11 protein-coding genes are annotated in these 15839 nt (G+C 43.8%); 6 read left to right on the forward strand and 5 right to left on the reverse strand.

Translation table 11 applies throughout. The annotated features are described in order from the left end of the window. The first annotated feature begins 5 nt into the window (after window positions 1–5). The 5 genes from AAFX28_RS06965 (at window position 6) to AAFX28_RS06985 (ending at window position 6208) form a co-directional block, all read left to right on the forward strand. The gene (locus AAFX28_RS06965) at window positions 6–794 is read left to right on the forward strand and encodes an enoyl-CoA hydratase (protein WP_408686735.1); all 789 of its coding nucleotides are present in this window, start codon (window positions 6–8) and stop codon (window positions 792–794) included. An 18-nt stretch (window positions 795–812) separates the two neighbouring features. After that, a complete protein-coding gene (locus tag AAFX28_RS06970; protein ID WP_408686736.1) occupies window positions 813–1943 on the forward strand; it encodes an enoyl-CoA hydratase/isomerase family protein in 1131 nt (376 codons plus the stop codon). 58 nt (window positions 1944–2001) lie between these two features. After that, window positions 2002–2898 carry a 3-hydroxyisobutyrate dehydrogenase gene (gene mmsB, locus AAFX28_RS06975; protein ID WP_408686737.1) on the forward strand — a complete coding sequence of 299 codons (897 nt, stop codon included), beginning with the start codon at window positions 2002–2004 and terminating at the stop codon, window positions 2896–2898. 10 nt (window positions 2899–2908) lie between these two features. Further along, window positions 2909–3667, forward strand: a complete 759-nt coding sequence (locus AAFX28_RS06980; protein WP_408686738.1) for an SDR family oxidoreductase — start codon at window positions 2909–2911, stop codon at window positions 3665–3667. 228 nt (window positions 3668–3895) lie between these two features. Beyond that, window positions 3896–6208 carry a methyl-accepting chemotaxis protein gene (locus tag AAFX28_RS06985; RefSeq protein ID WP_408686739.1) on the forward strand — a complete coding sequence of 771 codons (2313 nt, stop codon included), beginning with the start codon at window positions 3896–3898 and terminating at the stop codon, window positions 6206–6208. A gap of 21 nt (window positions 6209–6229) precedes the next feature. On the opposite strand, the gene AAFX28_RS06990 is transcribed toward AAFX28_RS06985, so the two are convergent. Next, entirely contained in the window at window positions 6230–7222 is a 993-nt protein-coding gene (locus AAFX28_RS06990) for a sensor domain-containing diguanylate cyclase (protein WP_408686740.1), read from the reverse strand. Between the two features lie 143 nt (window positions 7223–7365). Here AAFX28_RS06990 and AAFX28_RS06995 point away from each other — a divergent pair, with 143 nt between their 5' ends. After that, window positions 7366–7713 (forward strand): HopJ type III effector protein, encoded by a 348-nt coding sequence (locus AAFX28_RS06995; protein WP_408686741.1) that lies wholly within the window; start codon window positions 7366–7368, stop codon window positions 7711–7713. Between the two features lie 65 nt (window positions 7714–7778). On the opposite strand, the gene AAFX28_RS07000 is transcribed toward AAFX28_RS06995, so the two are convergent. The 4 genes from AAFX28_RS07000 to AAFX28_RS07015 form a co-directional block, all read right to left on the reverse strand. Then, the gene (locus tag AAFX28_RS07000; protein ID WP_408686742.1) at window positions 7779–10880 is read right to left on the reverse strand and encodes an efflux RND transporter permease subunit; all 3102 of its coding nucleotides are present in this window, start codon (window positions 10878–10880) and stop codon (window positions 7779–7781) included. After that, window positions 10877–12187 (reverse strand): efflux RND transporter periplasmic adaptor subunit, encoded by a 1311-nt coding sequence (locus AAFX28_RS07005; protein WP_408686743.1) that lies wholly within the window; start codon window positions 12185–12187, stop codon window positions 10877–10879. Before AAFX28_RS07005 ends, AAFX28_RS07000 begins: the two co-directional genes overlap by 4 nt. Window positions 12188–12192: 5 nt before the next feature. Then, entirely contained in the window at window positions 12193–12840 is a 648-nt protein-coding gene (locus tag AAFX28_RS07010) for a TetR/AcrR family transcriptional regulator (protein WP_408686744.1), read from the reverse strand. Window positions 12841–13211: 371 nt separating this feature from the next. Beyond that, window positions 13212–15704 (reverse strand): cache domain-containing protein, encoded by a 2493-nt coding sequence (locus AAFX28_RS07015; RefSeq protein ID WP_408686745.1) that lies wholly within the window; start codon window positions 15702–15704, stop codon window positions 13212–13214. Between the last annotated feature and the right edge of the window lie 135 nt (window positions 15705–15839).

Raw genomic sequence — 15839 nt, forward strand, 5'->3', positions numbered from 1 at the left:
GGACTATGACACAGCCTGAAAATATGCCATTACAACATGAGATAGATGGCCATGTTGCCGTGATCACTATGAATAATCCTCCGGCCAATACTTGGACTAAGCAAAGCCTCAATGACCTAAAACAATTGGTACATGTACTGAATCATAACGCTGATGTTTATGCTTTGGTGATAACCGGGAACGGAGAAAAGTTCTTCTCTGCGGGGGCGGATCTAAAGCTGTTTTCTTCAGGAGAAAAGTCAATCGCCTGGGATATGGCGCGTGCGTTTGGGGAAGCATTTGAAGCACTTTCTTCTTTTAGAGGCGTGTCCATCGCTGCAATCAACGGCTATGCGATGGGAGGCGGTTTAGAAGTAGCACTTGCTTGCGACATACGAATCGCCGAAGAGCAAGCCATCATGGCATTACCAGAAGCCAAGGTCGGATTATTGCCTTGTGCTGGTGGTACTCAAAACCTCACAGCTCTGGTTGGTGAAGGTTGGGCGAAGCGAATTATATTGTGTGGAGAGCAAGTAGACGCGAATAAAGCCCTGCAACTTCGCCTTATTGAGGAAGTCGTTGAGAAAGGACAGGCTCTTAACACCGCAGTATCGCTTGCGAGAAGTGTTGGCAACCAATCTCCTTCGTCGGTTACTGCATGTAAGACTTTGATTCAAAACGGTCGAACAGGTTCAATTGCGAATGGCTTGGTGAAAGAGCGCGAGCTATTTATGGACTTGTTTGATACTGAAGGTCAGAAAGAAGGGGTGAATGCCTTCCTTGAAAAACGTCAGCCTAATTGGAGCAACAAATAGCTCAAAGGAGTAAGCGATATGAGTGATACCGTTCATTTTGTTGAACTGCCTTGTAGCGGTAGCCCATATAAAATTGGCGTCGTGACACTTCATAATGAAGCGTCTTTAAACGCACTGACATTCGATATGTTAGTGAGCTTAAAGGCCCAGTTGGAAAAGTGGCATGAAGATGACGATATTGTCTGTGTAGTACTTGATGGGGCGGGAGAAAAAGCATTCTGTGCTGGTGGCGATGTACGTACGATGTATAACGTCATGCGAGACTCAAGTGATCAGGAGATTGAGGACTTCTGCTCTATCTATTTTACGGTCGAATATCAATGTGACTATCTAATCCATACCTACTGTAAGCCAATCATAGCGTGGGGGCATGGCATTATTATAGGCGGAGGCATGGGACTGTATATGGCCTCGAGCCATAAAGTGGTTAGCCCTGACTCCAGATTGGCGATGCCTGAAATTTCAATTGGCCTTTTCCCAGATGTTGGCGCGACATGGTTTTTGAATCGGCTCGATACAGGGATTGGCATGTTTCTGGGGCTAACGGGAATCATGGTAAATGCCAGCGATGCAGTTGAGTTGCACTTAGCCGACCACCTTGTACTAAACAATCATAAAGAGAGTTTTGTTGAGCAGTTACAGGTGGCTGATTGGGATTGTGTCGATGACACCTATGAAGTCGTAACTGAATTGTTGGAAGGATTTGAAGACCATTTAAGTCAACAAAAGCCAGATTTACAGATCATGCCTTATTTCAATCATATCCAACAAGCCTGTGCGGCGGACAACGTTTTACAAGTGACAGACAACATCTTAGCACTTGGTGGTGACGCTAAGTGGTTAAGCATTGCCAAAGCGAACTTAGTATCAGGTAGCCCGATTACCGCCCATATATGCTTTAAGCAAATGACCCAATTCAATGATTTGTCATTGGCGGATTGCTTTCGCTTAGAACTCACCTTAGCCGTCAATAGTGCGCTATTAGGCGAATTTAAAGAAGGCGTGCGAGCGCGTCTAATTGATAAAGATGGTCAGCCTAATTGGAAATTTGCCAACATCTCAAAAGTTGACCCTAAAGTGATTGAACAGCTGTTTATCTCTCTTTGGGATGAAGAGTCACATCCATTGAACAAGCTGGGTCACTACTAACTCTTCAACGTTTAGCGGTGATGAACATAGAGTAAGAACCAACGAAAAGGATAACGTTATGGGAACGGTAGCATTTATTGGCTTAGGCAACATGGGCGCTCCGATGGCGCGGAATCTACTCTCAGCGGGCTTTAAGGTGAGGGTATATGACGTCGTAACCGAATTAGCTAAACAGTTAGAGTCATTTGGGGCAACGTCCTGTGCCTCGATAAAAGACGCGGTACAATATGCAGATACAGTGATTACTATGCTTCCGGCGGGCGAACATGTCAGAGCGGTATATCTAGGCGACGACGGAATATTGCAGCATGTGGGAAGTAACACGCTTTTGATTGATTCTTCAACCATTGACCCAGAAACCGCTCGTTTGGTTGGTGAAAATGCAAGTGAGAACGGAGTTAGCTTTACTGATGCTCCGGTATCTGGTGGTGTCGCTGGCGCAAAAGCAGCGACTCTTACCTTTATCGTTGGCGGAAATCAGCAAGACTTTGTGCGGGCGGAGCAGGTTCTCCAGCATATTGGCAAAAACATTTTCCATGCGGGAGAGGTTGGCTCAGGACAAATGGGCAAGATATGCAATAACCTAATGCTCGGCATTTTGATGTCTGGTACATGTGAAGCGCTCAACCTAGGTATCGACAACGGACTTGATCCGAAGGTGTTGTCTAACATCATGCTACAAAGCTCGGGGCGAAATTGGGCGTTAGAACTATACAACCCGTGTCCCGGCGTGATGGAAAACGCGCCAGCTTCAAATCAATATCAACCCGGATTCATGAGTAAACTGATGCTAAAAGATTTAGGTTTAGGTCTAGAAGCCGCGACAAAAAGTCAATCTTCTGTGCCTATGGGGTCATTAGCGAGAAACCTTTACGCATTTCACAATATGAAGGGTAACGAGGAGCTAGACTTTTCAAGCTTATTTGAGTTTTATCGAGCGCAGTCAAAACGTTAGGGAGCAGAGAATGAACTTAAAAGAGAGTGTGGTTGCCATTACAGGAGCAGGGCAAGGGTTAGGGCAGATGATGGCCATCACCTTAGCTCATGCTGGTGCTGAGTTGGCGTTAATCGATGTGAATGATGAGGCGCTACGGGTAACTCAAAATCAATGTCACATGCTGGGTGTGAAAGCTTTGACTTACAGAGCCGATGTGACGAATGAAAAGGAAGTAGAGCAACTTTTCTGTGACATTGTCACAGATTTTGGTCAGCTTGATGGTTTGGTTAATAACGCCGGTATTTTGCGCGATGGGCTGTTAGTAAAAGTCAAAGATGGACAAATATCTAAAATGCCACTAGAGCAGTTCAATGCCGTGATTGATGTTAACTTGACGGGGACCTTCTTATGCGGGCGAGAAGCGGCAGTTAAAATGATCGAAACAGATCGCCATGGCGTGATTATCAACATATCAAGTGTGGCGAGAGCAGGGAACATCGGACAAACAAATTACGCTGTATCTAAGGCCGCGGTGGCAACGCTCGCAACGACTTGGGGCAAAGAACTTGCAAAGTATGGCATTAGGGCGGCGGCAATTGCACCTGGAGTGATTGAAACGCCGATGGCTGCACAAATGAAGCCGGAAGCAATTGCTCGTCTAGAGGGAATGATTCCAGTCGGGCGAATGGGCCAAACGAGCGAAATCGCCAATACCGTTAAGTTTATCTTTGAAAATGATTACGTTAATGGCCGAGTGATCGAAATCGATGGAGGTATCAGAATGTAGTTGTAACAGTGAGCGTTACAAACACTCACTTAAGATGGTTGGACCAGATAATTTGTGACTCTCGTCGAAAAGTTTATATTTTCTGCTTACACTTATAGCACTAAGTGCATATTTGCAGTTTTAACCCAATAGGTTTTATTAAGCACACAATAATAATTTTATTAACGTTGGCTGGCGATTTTCCTCGAATAAAAATGCGAAACAGGATTTTCGCGAGGGGTTGTCGTTATGAAAATTGCAACAAAGATAGTCTTAGCATCAACACTCCTTTGTACACTAGCGGTGGTTGCTACAGGGACTATTGTGGGGTGGCGTTCTTCAGTACTGTCAGAACAAGCTCTCTATCAAAGGGCAACGAGCCAATTGATCTCAGTGAGAGAGATTAAGAAAAATGAGATTGAAAGCTACTTTAACCAAATAAGCGGTCAAGTCGTCACCACAGCGAACTCAGTTGGGGTCCAAGATGCCATCACCGCCTTTACCAACGCGTTCGATAACTACCCGGTAGAACGTGTCTCGGATAGTGACTTAATCAAACTCCGTGGCTACTATCAGTCAAGTTTTGGTGCAACTTACCGCAGTTCCAATGACGGTGCTACTGCTGGTGAACTACAAAAATACGACGGCTTATCCGAAAAAGCTAAAGCACTACAAGCTCGTTATATTGGTACCAATCCCAATCCGCTCGGTGAAAAGCATCAGTTGATGAGCGATTCACTCAACACCGATTACGACCAAGTGCATGCGACGTACCATCCTAGTATCAAACGATTTCTTGAAGAATTTGGTTATTACGATATTTTCCTAGTCAGTAATAGTGGTGATATCGTTTACTCTGTATTTAAAGAGCTTGATTACGCGACCAACTTAAATCGTGGCCCATACGCAAGCAGCGGGATCGCTAATGCTTACAAGCGTGCCATGAGCTTATCCAACAATCAGTTCCACCTAGAGGACTTTGCGCCTTATTTCCCATCTTATGAAGCAGCGGCTTCGTTTATCGCTACACCGATTAAGCAAGATGGCAAAACGCTCGGTGTGTTGATATTCCAGATGCCGGTTGACGAAATAAACCAAATAATGACGTTCGGAGAAAACTGGAGTAACGCAGGGTTGGGCCAAAGTGGTGAGACGTATCTATTAGGTCAGGATGGACTGCTGAGAAGTGAATCCCGCTTTCTTATTGAAGACCCAAATAACTATTTTTCCGCATTACAATCATCTGGTGTAAGTTCAAGTGTTATCAATCAGATAAAAGGAAAGTCGTCCGCGATAGGACGTCAGCCTGTTTCAACACCGACTTCAAAAGCGTCACTTAGAGGGCAGAGTGGCTCAGATATCATTCGTGATTACCGAGGAGTAGAAGTTCTATCGGCATATTCACCTGTCAATGTCGCGGGCCTTACTTGGGGGATTATTACTGAGATCGATAAAGAAGAAGCGCTTCAAGATCTCAATACTTTAATCAGTTCGTTAGCGATAACGGTAGTGAGTAGTATCGCAGTGGTGGTGATTGTGGCCGTACTGATCTCGTACTTCTTAGGTAATAGCATTGCTAAACCAATTAAAATCGCCAGCGAGAAGGTTCAACAGATCAGTAAGCACAATGACCTTACACAACGCTTAGAAGTGAGTGGTAAAGATGAGATGACGGATCTTGCGGTTTCCTTGAATGGATTATTTGCCCACTTGCAAGACATCATCAGTAAGTTTGCCCAAGCGACCAATAATCTTAATAGCAATACGCAAAGTATGACTGGCAATATGAACAGCACACGTGATGCAGTGTCTGACCAAAATCACCGAACAGAATCAGTTGCGACCGCGGTTAATGAAATGAGTGCCTCGATTGCAGAAGTAGCCCAATTTGCAACCCGAGCCGCTGAGTTCGTAAAAAGTGCCAATGATACTGGTAGTGAAGGGGTTCAAGTAGGACAAAACTTGGGGAATGAAATTTCACGCCTTGATGACGAAATGCAAACCGCAGTATCTGCAATTGAAAGACTGAATAACGAGACAAATTCCATCGCAGAAGTTCTTGATGTCATCCAAGGTATTGCTGAACAAACCAACCTATTAGCATTGAATGCAGCGATTGAGGCGGCGAGAGCAGGGGAACAAGGGCGAGGGTTTGCAGTCGTAGCCGATGAGGTTCGTTCGCTAGCTGGCCGAACTCAAGCTTCGACTGAAGAGATCCGAGGTAAAATCGAATCCCTTCAACGTGAAACCCAAAGCGTCTCCCACAGTATTGAAAGTGCCAATTCGACGGTTTCACAAGGGGTTGTAACTTGTGATGAAAACACTCAAATGTTAGAGCAAATTGTTTCGATGCTTGATCAACTTAACGAAATGAATGTCCAAATTGCCGCTGCAACAGAAGAGCAAAAAGCAGTAACGGATGAGATCAGCGGCAGTATTACTTCTATTGCTGATGCGTCATCCGCAGTGTCTGTGCAAGTCCAAGATGTGGACGATGTTTTACAAGGACTGTCTAGTGAGGCTGAACAATTGAACGGAGAGGTTTCGCAGTTTAAATATTAAATCATTAGCTGAGAAGGCTCTTTAATTATGAGCCTTCTCAATACAAGCTTTTCTTTGTTTTTTAACTAGGTACATCGCCTCATCTGCATGTTCTATTAAGGTTTGCAAACAAAGTTCAGGATCGGAGTTCGTATAATGAATGCCAACGCTTATGTCGGTAACATCAAGTTCCTTAACCGTACTCACTAGTTGTTTATATTGACGGCGGATTGCTTCGCCAAGGTTTTCTAATTCAGAATAATCAGAGGTGAGCGTTAGGACGACAAACTCATCCCCACCAATACGAGAGACAATGTCTGTCGGCTTACATATCTCACCAAGTGCTTTCGCGACGGAAGTAATACTTAAATCACCAAAGCTATGCCCATGTTTATCATTGACACTTTTTAGGTTGTCTACATCTAAGTAGAGCAAGCCAACATTGAGCTTATAACTAGGTGCTTCTTTAAGTTTCTGTTCCCCAAGTAGCGTGTAACCACGTCGATTAAGCAATCGGGTTAGCTCATCAGTGAGCGCCAGACTTTCGGCTTCATGTAGTCGACAAGCCGTTTGCAGATCAGAGCCGATCAAACGTGCAAGCTGTTGTAAAAGGTTTGAGAGAGAATGCTCATACTGAGTCGATTTGGTGTCGATTACGCAAATCGTTCCAAACAACTCTCCATCAGGCCAGCGTATTGGTGCTCCGCAATAAGAGCGTACAGGCCCTTCAGCGACTGCAGGTGCATCTTTCCAGCACTCATCTTCGACAGCGCAACCCACATAGATGTCTTTGCGTGTTTCCATTATATGGCGACAGAAACTTTTCATTTCCCAAGGCCATGTGGTGTCTTTGGGTAAGAAGTTCCCGTCACTATTACTGGTAACCACGACATTGAATTCGTTAGCTCTAAGCTGAACTATAGCGCCAGTAGAAGCACCATAAAGATCCGCTAACATGTCGACAAGCTCCTGCCATTTATCGAGATCAATCAGTGAAGAGCACGTTTGTAACAGACATTGCTGCTGGTTAATCATTACCACCTCTGGAGCTTTTTCTATAGTTATACATCAATAGTATTAGTATAGAACGATTTAATCTGTGATAAATTACATCGTACGCTTTTTTTCCTTTTATCAATATCATAGACTCGAACAAAACTAATTGGAGTGATGATAAAATGGAATTAAAGGCTTTCTTAACGGCTTTAGCCTCTGACCCGCAAAATGTTCAATTTGAAGATACGATTTCAACGATTGAATCCAACTACGAGTTTAATCCGACGGCATTTTCAAATGGTGATACCCACAACGAAGCCAATCAGAATAACGGCTCATGCAAAATTTTTGCATTTGGTCAGCTGAATAATCTTAGTTCGGAAGAGACGTTAGCGTGTTTCGGACGTTTCTATCGTGAAGATGTATTAGGCAACCCTGAAGGGGATGATCACGCCAATATTCGTAACTTTATCAAATATGGTTGGCAGGGAATCAAGTTTGAAGGCGAAGCATTAGTTGCTAAATCTTAAGCAGAATGGAAAAAGCCAGACGCAATGTCTGGCTTTTTATTTATGGTTGCAGCTTAGTTCAAGTTCTAAATCTCCTCATGCTTATGTACTAGGCCGAAATCAGCAAGTACAGCGTAAGCAGCAGGAATCATAAACAACACCAGTAGCGTAGAAGCGAAGATACCAAACACGATAGAAATGACTAACGGTTGGATCACTTGAGCCTGCAAGCTAGTCTCTGTCAACAATGGCAGTAGACCTGCCGCAGTAGTCATAGAGGTTAAGAAAACCGCTCTGAAACGTTCTCGGCTCGCTTTTACCACCGAGTCATGCACGCTATCACCTTCATCAACATGGTGCCTGATGTATTGCACTAGTAATATCGAGTCATTTACTACGATACCCGCTAATGATACAAACCCCATCATACTTGGCATACTTAGCGAATGACCAAGTAATATATGGCCCCACACGACACCAATGAAGGCGAGAGGAATAGCAAGCATGACAACAAAAGGTTCTAGGTAGCTGCGGAATTGGTAACTCAGTATCGCAAATACACCAAATAAACCGAGCAAAAAGCCTTTGCCCATCGATGCGCCTGTTTCTGCCGCATCTTTCGCTTCACCTTCGAAGTCAAATCTTAGGCCCGGATACTTCACCATTAGCTTGGGTGCTTCTTCCTTTTGGAACTGAGCGATAATTGCCGTAGAGTTGGCTTTGGAATTATCAGTATCACCGAAAACACTGATGGTTCTTAGGCCATCGATTCGCTGAATTCGAACGTAATTACGTTGGAAGTCTAACGTTGCGATTGTCGCTAACGGAATTTGACTGCCATCGGGCATAATGATTGGGAAGTTAGCAAGCTGTTGTAAATCACCCGCTTCAACCTTGTTCAAGCGTACTTCGATAGAGATATTTTCGACACCGATTTGAATTTCATCCGCAGTTTGGCCAAAGAATGCTGCCCGAAGTTGGTTTGCGATAAGTTGACCATTGATGCCATATGCTTCGGCTCCTGGTCGCAACTTAACGAGCACTTCTTCTTTACCCATACGCATATCATCAAGTACACCATGCACGCCGTCGAATTCATTTAAGTATTGTTGTATATCGATAGAAGCGGCTTTTAGTGCTTCAAGATCGTCGTGTTTTGCTCTGATCTCAATTGCACGTCCACCGGGTCCCATTGTTGGTTGTTTAAATACCAATGAAATAGGATCGGCAAGCTCGCCAACATCTTCTCGCCAAGCTGCAACAAATTCATCAATCAAGGTGTTACGGCTCTCTGCGCCAAGTAGATCAAGTCTGACAGTTGCGATGTGTGGACCTGACTCATTTGCATCTGCGTTAGCGTTAAACTGACTAGTGATATGTTGAACGAGTGGTGTTCCGTTTTCTACGCGTTCGCTCCACTCTTTATCGAGCTTTTGAGCTGAAGCGACAATACGATCGACCACAGCTTCTGTTTGAGACAAAGAAGAACCTGGAGGCAGAATAATGCGTGCTTCTGCGATGTCTCCATCAAGTTCAGGGAAAGGCTGGAACTTGAGTAGCCCGCCAGCTAACGTCGCAACAGAAATAAGTAACAATGCGCCGACGCCACCTAAGAAGGCATAGCGGAATTCAACGACTTTTTCGACCGCATTAACCAATGTAGTATTTCTGAAATGTTCAAAACGATCGAGGATCTTCTGTTTGAACTTCGCTGGTGGCTTTTCTCGTTTTTCTTTGTGTAAAGAGTGAGATAAGTGGTTCGGCAGAATTAAGAAGGCTTCAACCAAACTTAAGGTCAATACGAGGATTAGTACCTGTGGAACCGCTTTAAGTACCGCACCCATTTCACCTTGCAAGAAAAGCAGACTACCGAAAATACATACTGTCGTTAAGAAAGATGAAATAACACCGGGTAGTACCTTTTTAACGCCTTTCACAACAGCGTCGTCGACCTCTTCACCTCGATCAAGGTGGGCGGCAATCGACTCTGCAATAACTATCGCATCATCCATCATAATACCAATGGCCATGAGCAGGCCAACGAGGGACATGATGTTGATTGAAAGACCAAGCTGAGCCATTAAAAATAACCCACCTAGAAAAGCGACAGGTAAGCCGGCAGCAACCCAAAACGAGTAACGCAAACTAAAGAACAACCACATGGTTGCAAAGACCAATACAATACCTTGCCAACCGTTGCGAACCATCATCGTTAGGCGATCCCAAAGAACTGATGACAGGTCATTAGTCAGTTCAAGTTTTACACCTGTAGGGGCGATTGCTTGCTGCTCTTCAACGAATTGGGAAACACGGTCTTTGATTCTTAAAGCGTCATCTTCTTTGTTTTTGCTGACTTTTAATAACGCCGAAGGGTGGCCATCAAAAAGGACTTTCTGTTCATCAAGCTCAAATCTGTCGGTGATCGTCGCAATATCTCTTAAGCGAATAATTGAACCATTCGGGCCTGAACCTACCACGATACTTTCCAGTTCTTCCGGTGTGGTTCTGCGCTCGTCGAAACGGATCAGGAAGTTTTTGTCAGGAGTCTCTACATTACCACTAGGTAGTTTGATGTTTTGACGACCAATTTGTTCAGCAATATCTCCGACACTGAGGCCAAGTTGGCGCATAGCTTGAGAATCGAGCTCAACGCGGAACTGGTGATCGGAAAAGCCTGCAACATCAACCAATGAAACGTCGTAATCCAGTTTTAACGTTCGTTTAAGCTGTTCTGCATAAGCTTTGAGTTCTGGCCAAGTTGTATCAGCCGTAATCGCAACATCGACGACGGGTTCATTCCAATCAAGTTCTTGAACCACAGGTGATTCAATCTCTTGCGGGAAATCATTGATAGAGTTGATCTGCGTTTGAACATCAACCAGCATGCGGCCAATGTCAGCTTTTTCATTGAGCTTAAGGATTAAGCGTGCAGAGCCTTCAATCGCCTCACATTGAGTTTCTTCAATGTTGGCGAGGCCATCGACAGCGTCCTCCATACGCACACAAATACTTTCTTCCACTTCTTGCGGAGAGGCGCCTGGATAAACCACTCCCGCCATAATGTAGGGAGGATCGAATTCAGGGAAGGTTTCGCGTTTTATATTGGAAAGGGAAGTTAGACCCAATACGAGTAAACCCAACATCAATAGGTTTGCTGCAGTAGGGTGCTTGGCAAAGAATCGAATCATTGCGAAGACTCCTCTGAACTAGCTTCTTTAAGCAGCATGCCGTTAATCGCAGGTAATAGGTCATTAAGGATCAGTTTATCGCCCTGGTTAAGGTCCCCATCAATCACTACTTGGTTGTCGCGGCGATACTCAACATCAACAGTCATAATGTTTAGGGTATTGTCTTTGTCCATTAGGTAGATTTTATTGCCGTGTAATGCACGCTCTGGGATAACCCAACTTGGATTCGCTTGGCCTTCGATAGATGCGCGAACAAACATACCATTGACCAATGGAGGAGCAGAGGTTGGATTAAGACTGCGGTAGTCTTGTTCGATCTCTAATATTACGCCCGCTGTTGCTTGGTTTGGGTCCACTGTTTCACTGATGCGACTAACCTTAGCAGGCCAACTTGCCTTTAGACTACCACTGCTGAGTTCAATATTGGCATTAATGACAGACTTGTTCGGCTGAGGGATGCCAGATTCATCGCGAACGAATTCCCCCAAACTTGCAGCGAGCGTTTGCATGTCATGAATAGACAGCTGTGCTTCAACTTCCATCACACTCATGCCATGGCCTGTTACCATAGTTTGTTGCAAGTTCACGACCTGATTTTGCTCGATATCAACACTAGCGATTCGCAAGTCATAAGGTAGGGTAATGATGGTCTTTTCGAGCGAGCGATGAGCTTCGTCAACTTTAGATGTATTGACCTTAACTAGCGCTTCCGCAACGCGCTTTTCGTCAGGCATCAGGCCAATTTGGTTTTCAATATCCAACACGAGCTTACGTTGTGATAATGCGCTCTGTTCTTGCTGATCGACATCCGATTGGGAAGTGAGGCCCTTTTTGCGCAGATTCTGTTTACGCTCTAACTCTTTGTTAGAGATAACCAGACGGTTTTTTTCAATCTTAAGCGTTTGATTAAGGTTTTCTTCTTCTTGGTACAGCTTAGCCAAAGAGGTTTGTGCAGATTTTAGGTCGGCTTGTGCTTGTACCAATTTGAGCTCGTAATCTAATGGGTCGATGCGCAGAACTTCAGTTCCGGCCTTAAGGACTTGGCCTTTTTCAAGTTGAGGGTGACGGTAAACAACTTTACCAGTCACTTCTGCAATCGCATTCCACTCTACTTTGGGAGTAACTTTACCAAAGCCAATCGCAAGAGGGGCCATCGCTTTTAGTTCAAGAGGCATGGTCTCAACCAGTCTAGCTCGATCTCCAGCGGGTTTAACCGGCAAATCTGGTTTCATTTTGATGGCAGTGACTAGGGTGATGACACCAACGGCAAGCGCTGGAAAAAACAGTAATTTCTTATTAATTTTCATTTTCGTTATTCCTGCGATTCGATCGGTTGAAGGAATCCTTGGCTCATAAGTTTAATATTGTGCTCGAACAGTTGGTTTAAGAATTCTTCGTTTAGTTCAATGCCATGTATAGAGAGTAGTGCTGGCGGAGCAACGAACGGGAACACCATCAGGCTAATGTAAGACACTTTACACAGGCGAGGATCGGCATCAGATCTGAGTATTCCGCTTTCAACCAGCTTGTCGAACATGACGAGTTGCATGGGTTGGGTTACGTCCATAAATACCTTTTCCAACAACTTACGCTGGGTCTCAGAGGGATCCATGTGCATAACTTGCGAAATTAACCTAGGGAATAGGGGGACTTTGACCATTTCACGATAATAAGTACGCATGATATCGAGAAAGTTTTTCTGCGAACTATCTTTTACCATGCGCTGCATTTGAAGCTTCATCGGTTCGATGGTTTCTCGCAGCATGGTTTCAAATAGGCCTTCTTTGTTACCGAAGTAGTAACGGATCATCGCAACGTTGACGCCTGCTTGCTTCGCGACTAACCTCGTTGAAACCTTGTTGTAAGGCATGGCAGTGAATAGATCGCGAGAGGCGTCAATAAGAAGCTGTCTAGCATCAATCTGACCACTTGGGCGACCAGCTTTTCTCACTTCACTCATTGTGTTTGGCTCAACTTTATTAAACGGTTGATTAATTATAGTGTGACTAAAATAACTTCGGTATGACAATAATTAAACACTATTTAATCAAGTGATTAATTAAATATGATTGCGATCGAGGAATGCGGCAGATAAGTTGCCAACGAAAAGGCTAGAAAAGAAAAAGCCCACGTAGTAGCTAATTACATGGGCAAAAAAGGACAACAATTATTGTCGCTATTTGGAGATTTTTGGTCCAACATCCTTATCTAGACTGTTACAAGCTATTGGACTTTATTAGTAGTTCTTTATAGCCGTGTAACCAATGAACAATAAAATAACATTTTTGTGATTAGTGCTTAAACATCGAAAAGTGGAAAGATAAATTTCATTTATGAAATGAATGAGTCGCTATTGGTATATTTTTGAGACAATTTGTCGATCGAGATTGGACGCTCAATCAAATACCCTTGCAGAATGTCACATCCATACTCTATCAATACTGCTTTCTGTGCTTCGGTTTCGACACCTTCCGCTACAACCCGCATGTTAGCAGAACGTGCGATAGCAAGAATGGCTTTAACGAGTGAATCACTTTGCTCTGAACTGAGCATCTTGTCGACGAAGATGCGGTCGATCTTTAATTCATCCAAAGGTAAGTTGCTCAAGTAACTAAGCGACGAGTAGCCAGTGCCGAAGTCATCAAGCGAAATTGTGAAACCGAGTTCTTTTACCTGATTAATAATAGGTGCCACTTTTGGTAAGTCACTGATCAGAACATTCTCGGTGATTTCGAGTGTAATACGACTACTTGGAAGCTCATATTTCGCTGTAATGTTTTGTAGCTGGTTAATGAAACCGCTCCCCATCAGTTGCATCGGTGAGATATTAATAGATAGCATCAAGTCATACTCTGGAGAAGGGAATGCTTGAACAAACTCTTCGCATGCTTTATTCAAAACAAACTCACCCAGTTCACCGATCAAACCAATCTCTTCAGCTAAAGAAATGAACTCCAGTGGTGAAACGTGGCCAAGTTGGGGGTTTTGCCAACGCAATAGGCTTTCAACACCGTATAGCTTGCCTGTCTGAGCGATAACTTGTGGCTGATAATTGACGTAGAGCTCGCCTCGGTCAACGGCTTCTCTAAGCTCTCTTTCAAGTAAAAAATCATATTGTACTTGTTGATTGATCGAACTATCAAAAAACAACACATCACCTTTTTGTCGAGCTTTAGATTTGTAGAGAACAATGTCAGCTTTAGATATCAGCTCTTCGGGTTCATCACCATCTGATGGGAACATTGAAACGCCAATTGAACACGTCGCAAACAGAACTTTTCCATCAATGACGAATTGCTGTTTGAACACATTCTTTATTTGCTCGACCTTAGATTCGGTTTCACTTAGATTTTTCAGGTTTGAGAAACAGAAAATGAATTCATCGCCACCAAAACGGGCGACATAATCGTTAGGGCCTAAGAACGCATCAAACTTACTACCTATTTCACTCAATAAGCGGTCACCCGCACTGTGGCCATAAAGATCATTCACTTTTTTGAAGTCGTCGAGATCAACGAACATAACTGCAAGTTGGCAGCATGCTTCTGCAGAAGTCTTTATTCCTTCAGAGATATGCTGGTGGAGTAGGGCACGGTTAGGTAAACCGGTTAGCTCGTCGTGATTTGCCATGTATTCGAGTTGATCTTTTGTGTTCTGTAAGTTTTCGAAGTCATGGTTGATTCGCTTTTCAAAGCGTTTGAAACGATTGGCGATTAAACGGCTAAGGGAATAAGAAAATAGAGCAACGATGACGGTTGTAATGAGTCCGATGATTGTCATCCTTTGCAAAGCATTTTTTTGTTCTAATGCGGCAGCAGCTTCTCTCTCTGAGAAATATTGTTCACTTAGCGCATCATAAACACCTGCACCAATTGTCCATCCCCAGTTAGAATCTTTTACAACGTAACTGGTCTTCGACAGCGTGGTGATATTTTCTGGACCGGATGCTGCTATGTAATTCACAAACTCTTTATCTGCGTCCATGATGCGCTTTGAGGCTTGCTTGTATTGCGAATCACCAATTTCAAACGTATTTTCTCCAAGGAGAGCTTCATTAATATGAGATAGAATAGTACCGTCACTGTTGATGACAAAGATGTAGCCGTAGTCGCCAAATCTTAAATTTTTGAGCCATTTAAGAGATGTTGCTTTAATGTCATTTTCAACATCGACAACGTAATCACCTGTACCAATAAACCAGTCGTATGGCTCGAAGTATTTCCCGAAGCCGACTTTTTCAAATTCTTGATTGCGGTTCTCTGGCTTAACAAACCACCAGCGGTAAAACGCTTCTCCTTGTGCTTTTACTCGTTCTCCCATCTCACGAACTATGTAACTGCCGCGCACATCCTTGAAATCCCATAGAGACGTTCCCTCCACACGTGGAAGAAGAGGATGCATCACATTGAGTCCATCGGTCTTGTAGATAAAGAAGTAGCCACGGCCCTGATTAAAACGAATGTCTCGTAGTGCGTCGGTGATCAGTTTGGTGACTTCAGCTTCAGATAGGTGCTTGTTACTCTCATAAATACGAGATGCGATGGCGTGGGCTTCGTAAATGTGTTCTTGGATTGTCTCTTCTAATTTGTCTTCAACTTGAGTTCGGGCAAATTGGATTTGTTCAAGGACGTACTCAACACGGTTGGTGAGGGTCTCTAGACGTCGTTGCTCGTATTCTTGTTTTAGCGAGGCTAACTCCGCTTGGGAGCTAAGAATGGTATCTCTAACGGTTAATACAACCCATAAAAGGGTAAAGACAGCGACAATGGTTGCAGGAGCATATGTAATAAGATTAAGCAGTTTCTTGTCTGTTAGCTTAGTCATAATGCTCCTTGGATACGCTACGAGAGAACATTAAGTATAGCGACCAATTGTGCATAATATTCAGGATATTGTGCAATATTATAAACTTAAGTCGAATTCTGAGAGTTTAATATAAGTAACAAGTTGCTTAATGAC

The organism is Vibrio sp. TBV020 (genome assembly GCF_046056895.1).
Classification (GTDB): Bacteria; Pseudomonadota; Gammaproteobacteria; order Enterobacterales; family Vibrionaceae; genus Vibrio.

What these genes read in the sequence shown, in the direction of transcription:
- AAFX28_RS06965 (WP_408686735.1), top strand. Translation starts at nt 6, where the DNA reads ATGACACAGCCTGAAAATATGCCATTACAACATGAGATAGATGGCCAT.
- AAFX28_RS06970 (WP_408686736.1), top strand. Translation starts at nt 813, where the DNA reads ATGAGTGATACCGTTCATTTTGTTGAACTGCCTTGTAGCGGTAGCCCA.
- mmsB (WP_408686737.1), top strand. Translation starts at nt 2,002, where the DNA reads ATGGGAACGGTAGCATTTATTGGCTTAGGCAACATGGGCGCTCCGATG.
- AAFX28_RS06980 (WP_408686738.1), top strand. Translation starts at nt 2,909, where the DNA reads ATGAACTTAAAAGAGAGTGTGGTTGCCATTACAGGAGCAGGGCAAGGG.
- AAFX28_RS06985 (WP_408686739.1), top strand. Translation starts at nt 3,896, where the DNA reads ATGAAAATTGCAACAAAGATAGTCTTAGCATCAACACTCCTTTGTACA.
- AAFX28_RS06990 (WP_408686740.1), bottom strand. Translation starts at nt 7,222, where the DNA reads ATGATTAACCAGCAGCAATGTCTGTTACAAACGTGCTCTTCACTGATT.
- AAFX28_RS06995 (WP_408686741.1), top strand. Translation starts at nt 7,366, where the DNA reads ATGGAATTAAAGGCTTTCTTAACGGCTTTAGCCTCTGACCCGCAAAAT.
- AAFX28_RS07000 (WP_408686742.1), bottom strand. Translation starts at nt 10,880, where the DNA reads ATGATTCGATTCTTTGCCAAGCACCCTACTGCAGCAAACCTATTGATG.
- AAFX28_RS07005 (WP_408686743.1), bottom strand. Translation starts at nt 12,187, where the DNA reads ATGAAAATTAATAAGAAATTACTGTTTTTTCCAGCGCTTGCCGTTGGT.
- AAFX28_RS07010 (WP_408686744.1), bottom strand. Translation starts at nt 12,840, where the DNA reads ATGAGTGAAGTGAGAAAAGCTGGTCGCCCAAGTGGTCAGATTGATGCT.
- AAFX28_RS07015 (WP_408686745.1), bottom strand. Translation starts at nt 15,704, where the DNA reads ATGACTAAGCTAACAGACAAGAAACTGCTTAATCTTATTACATATGCT.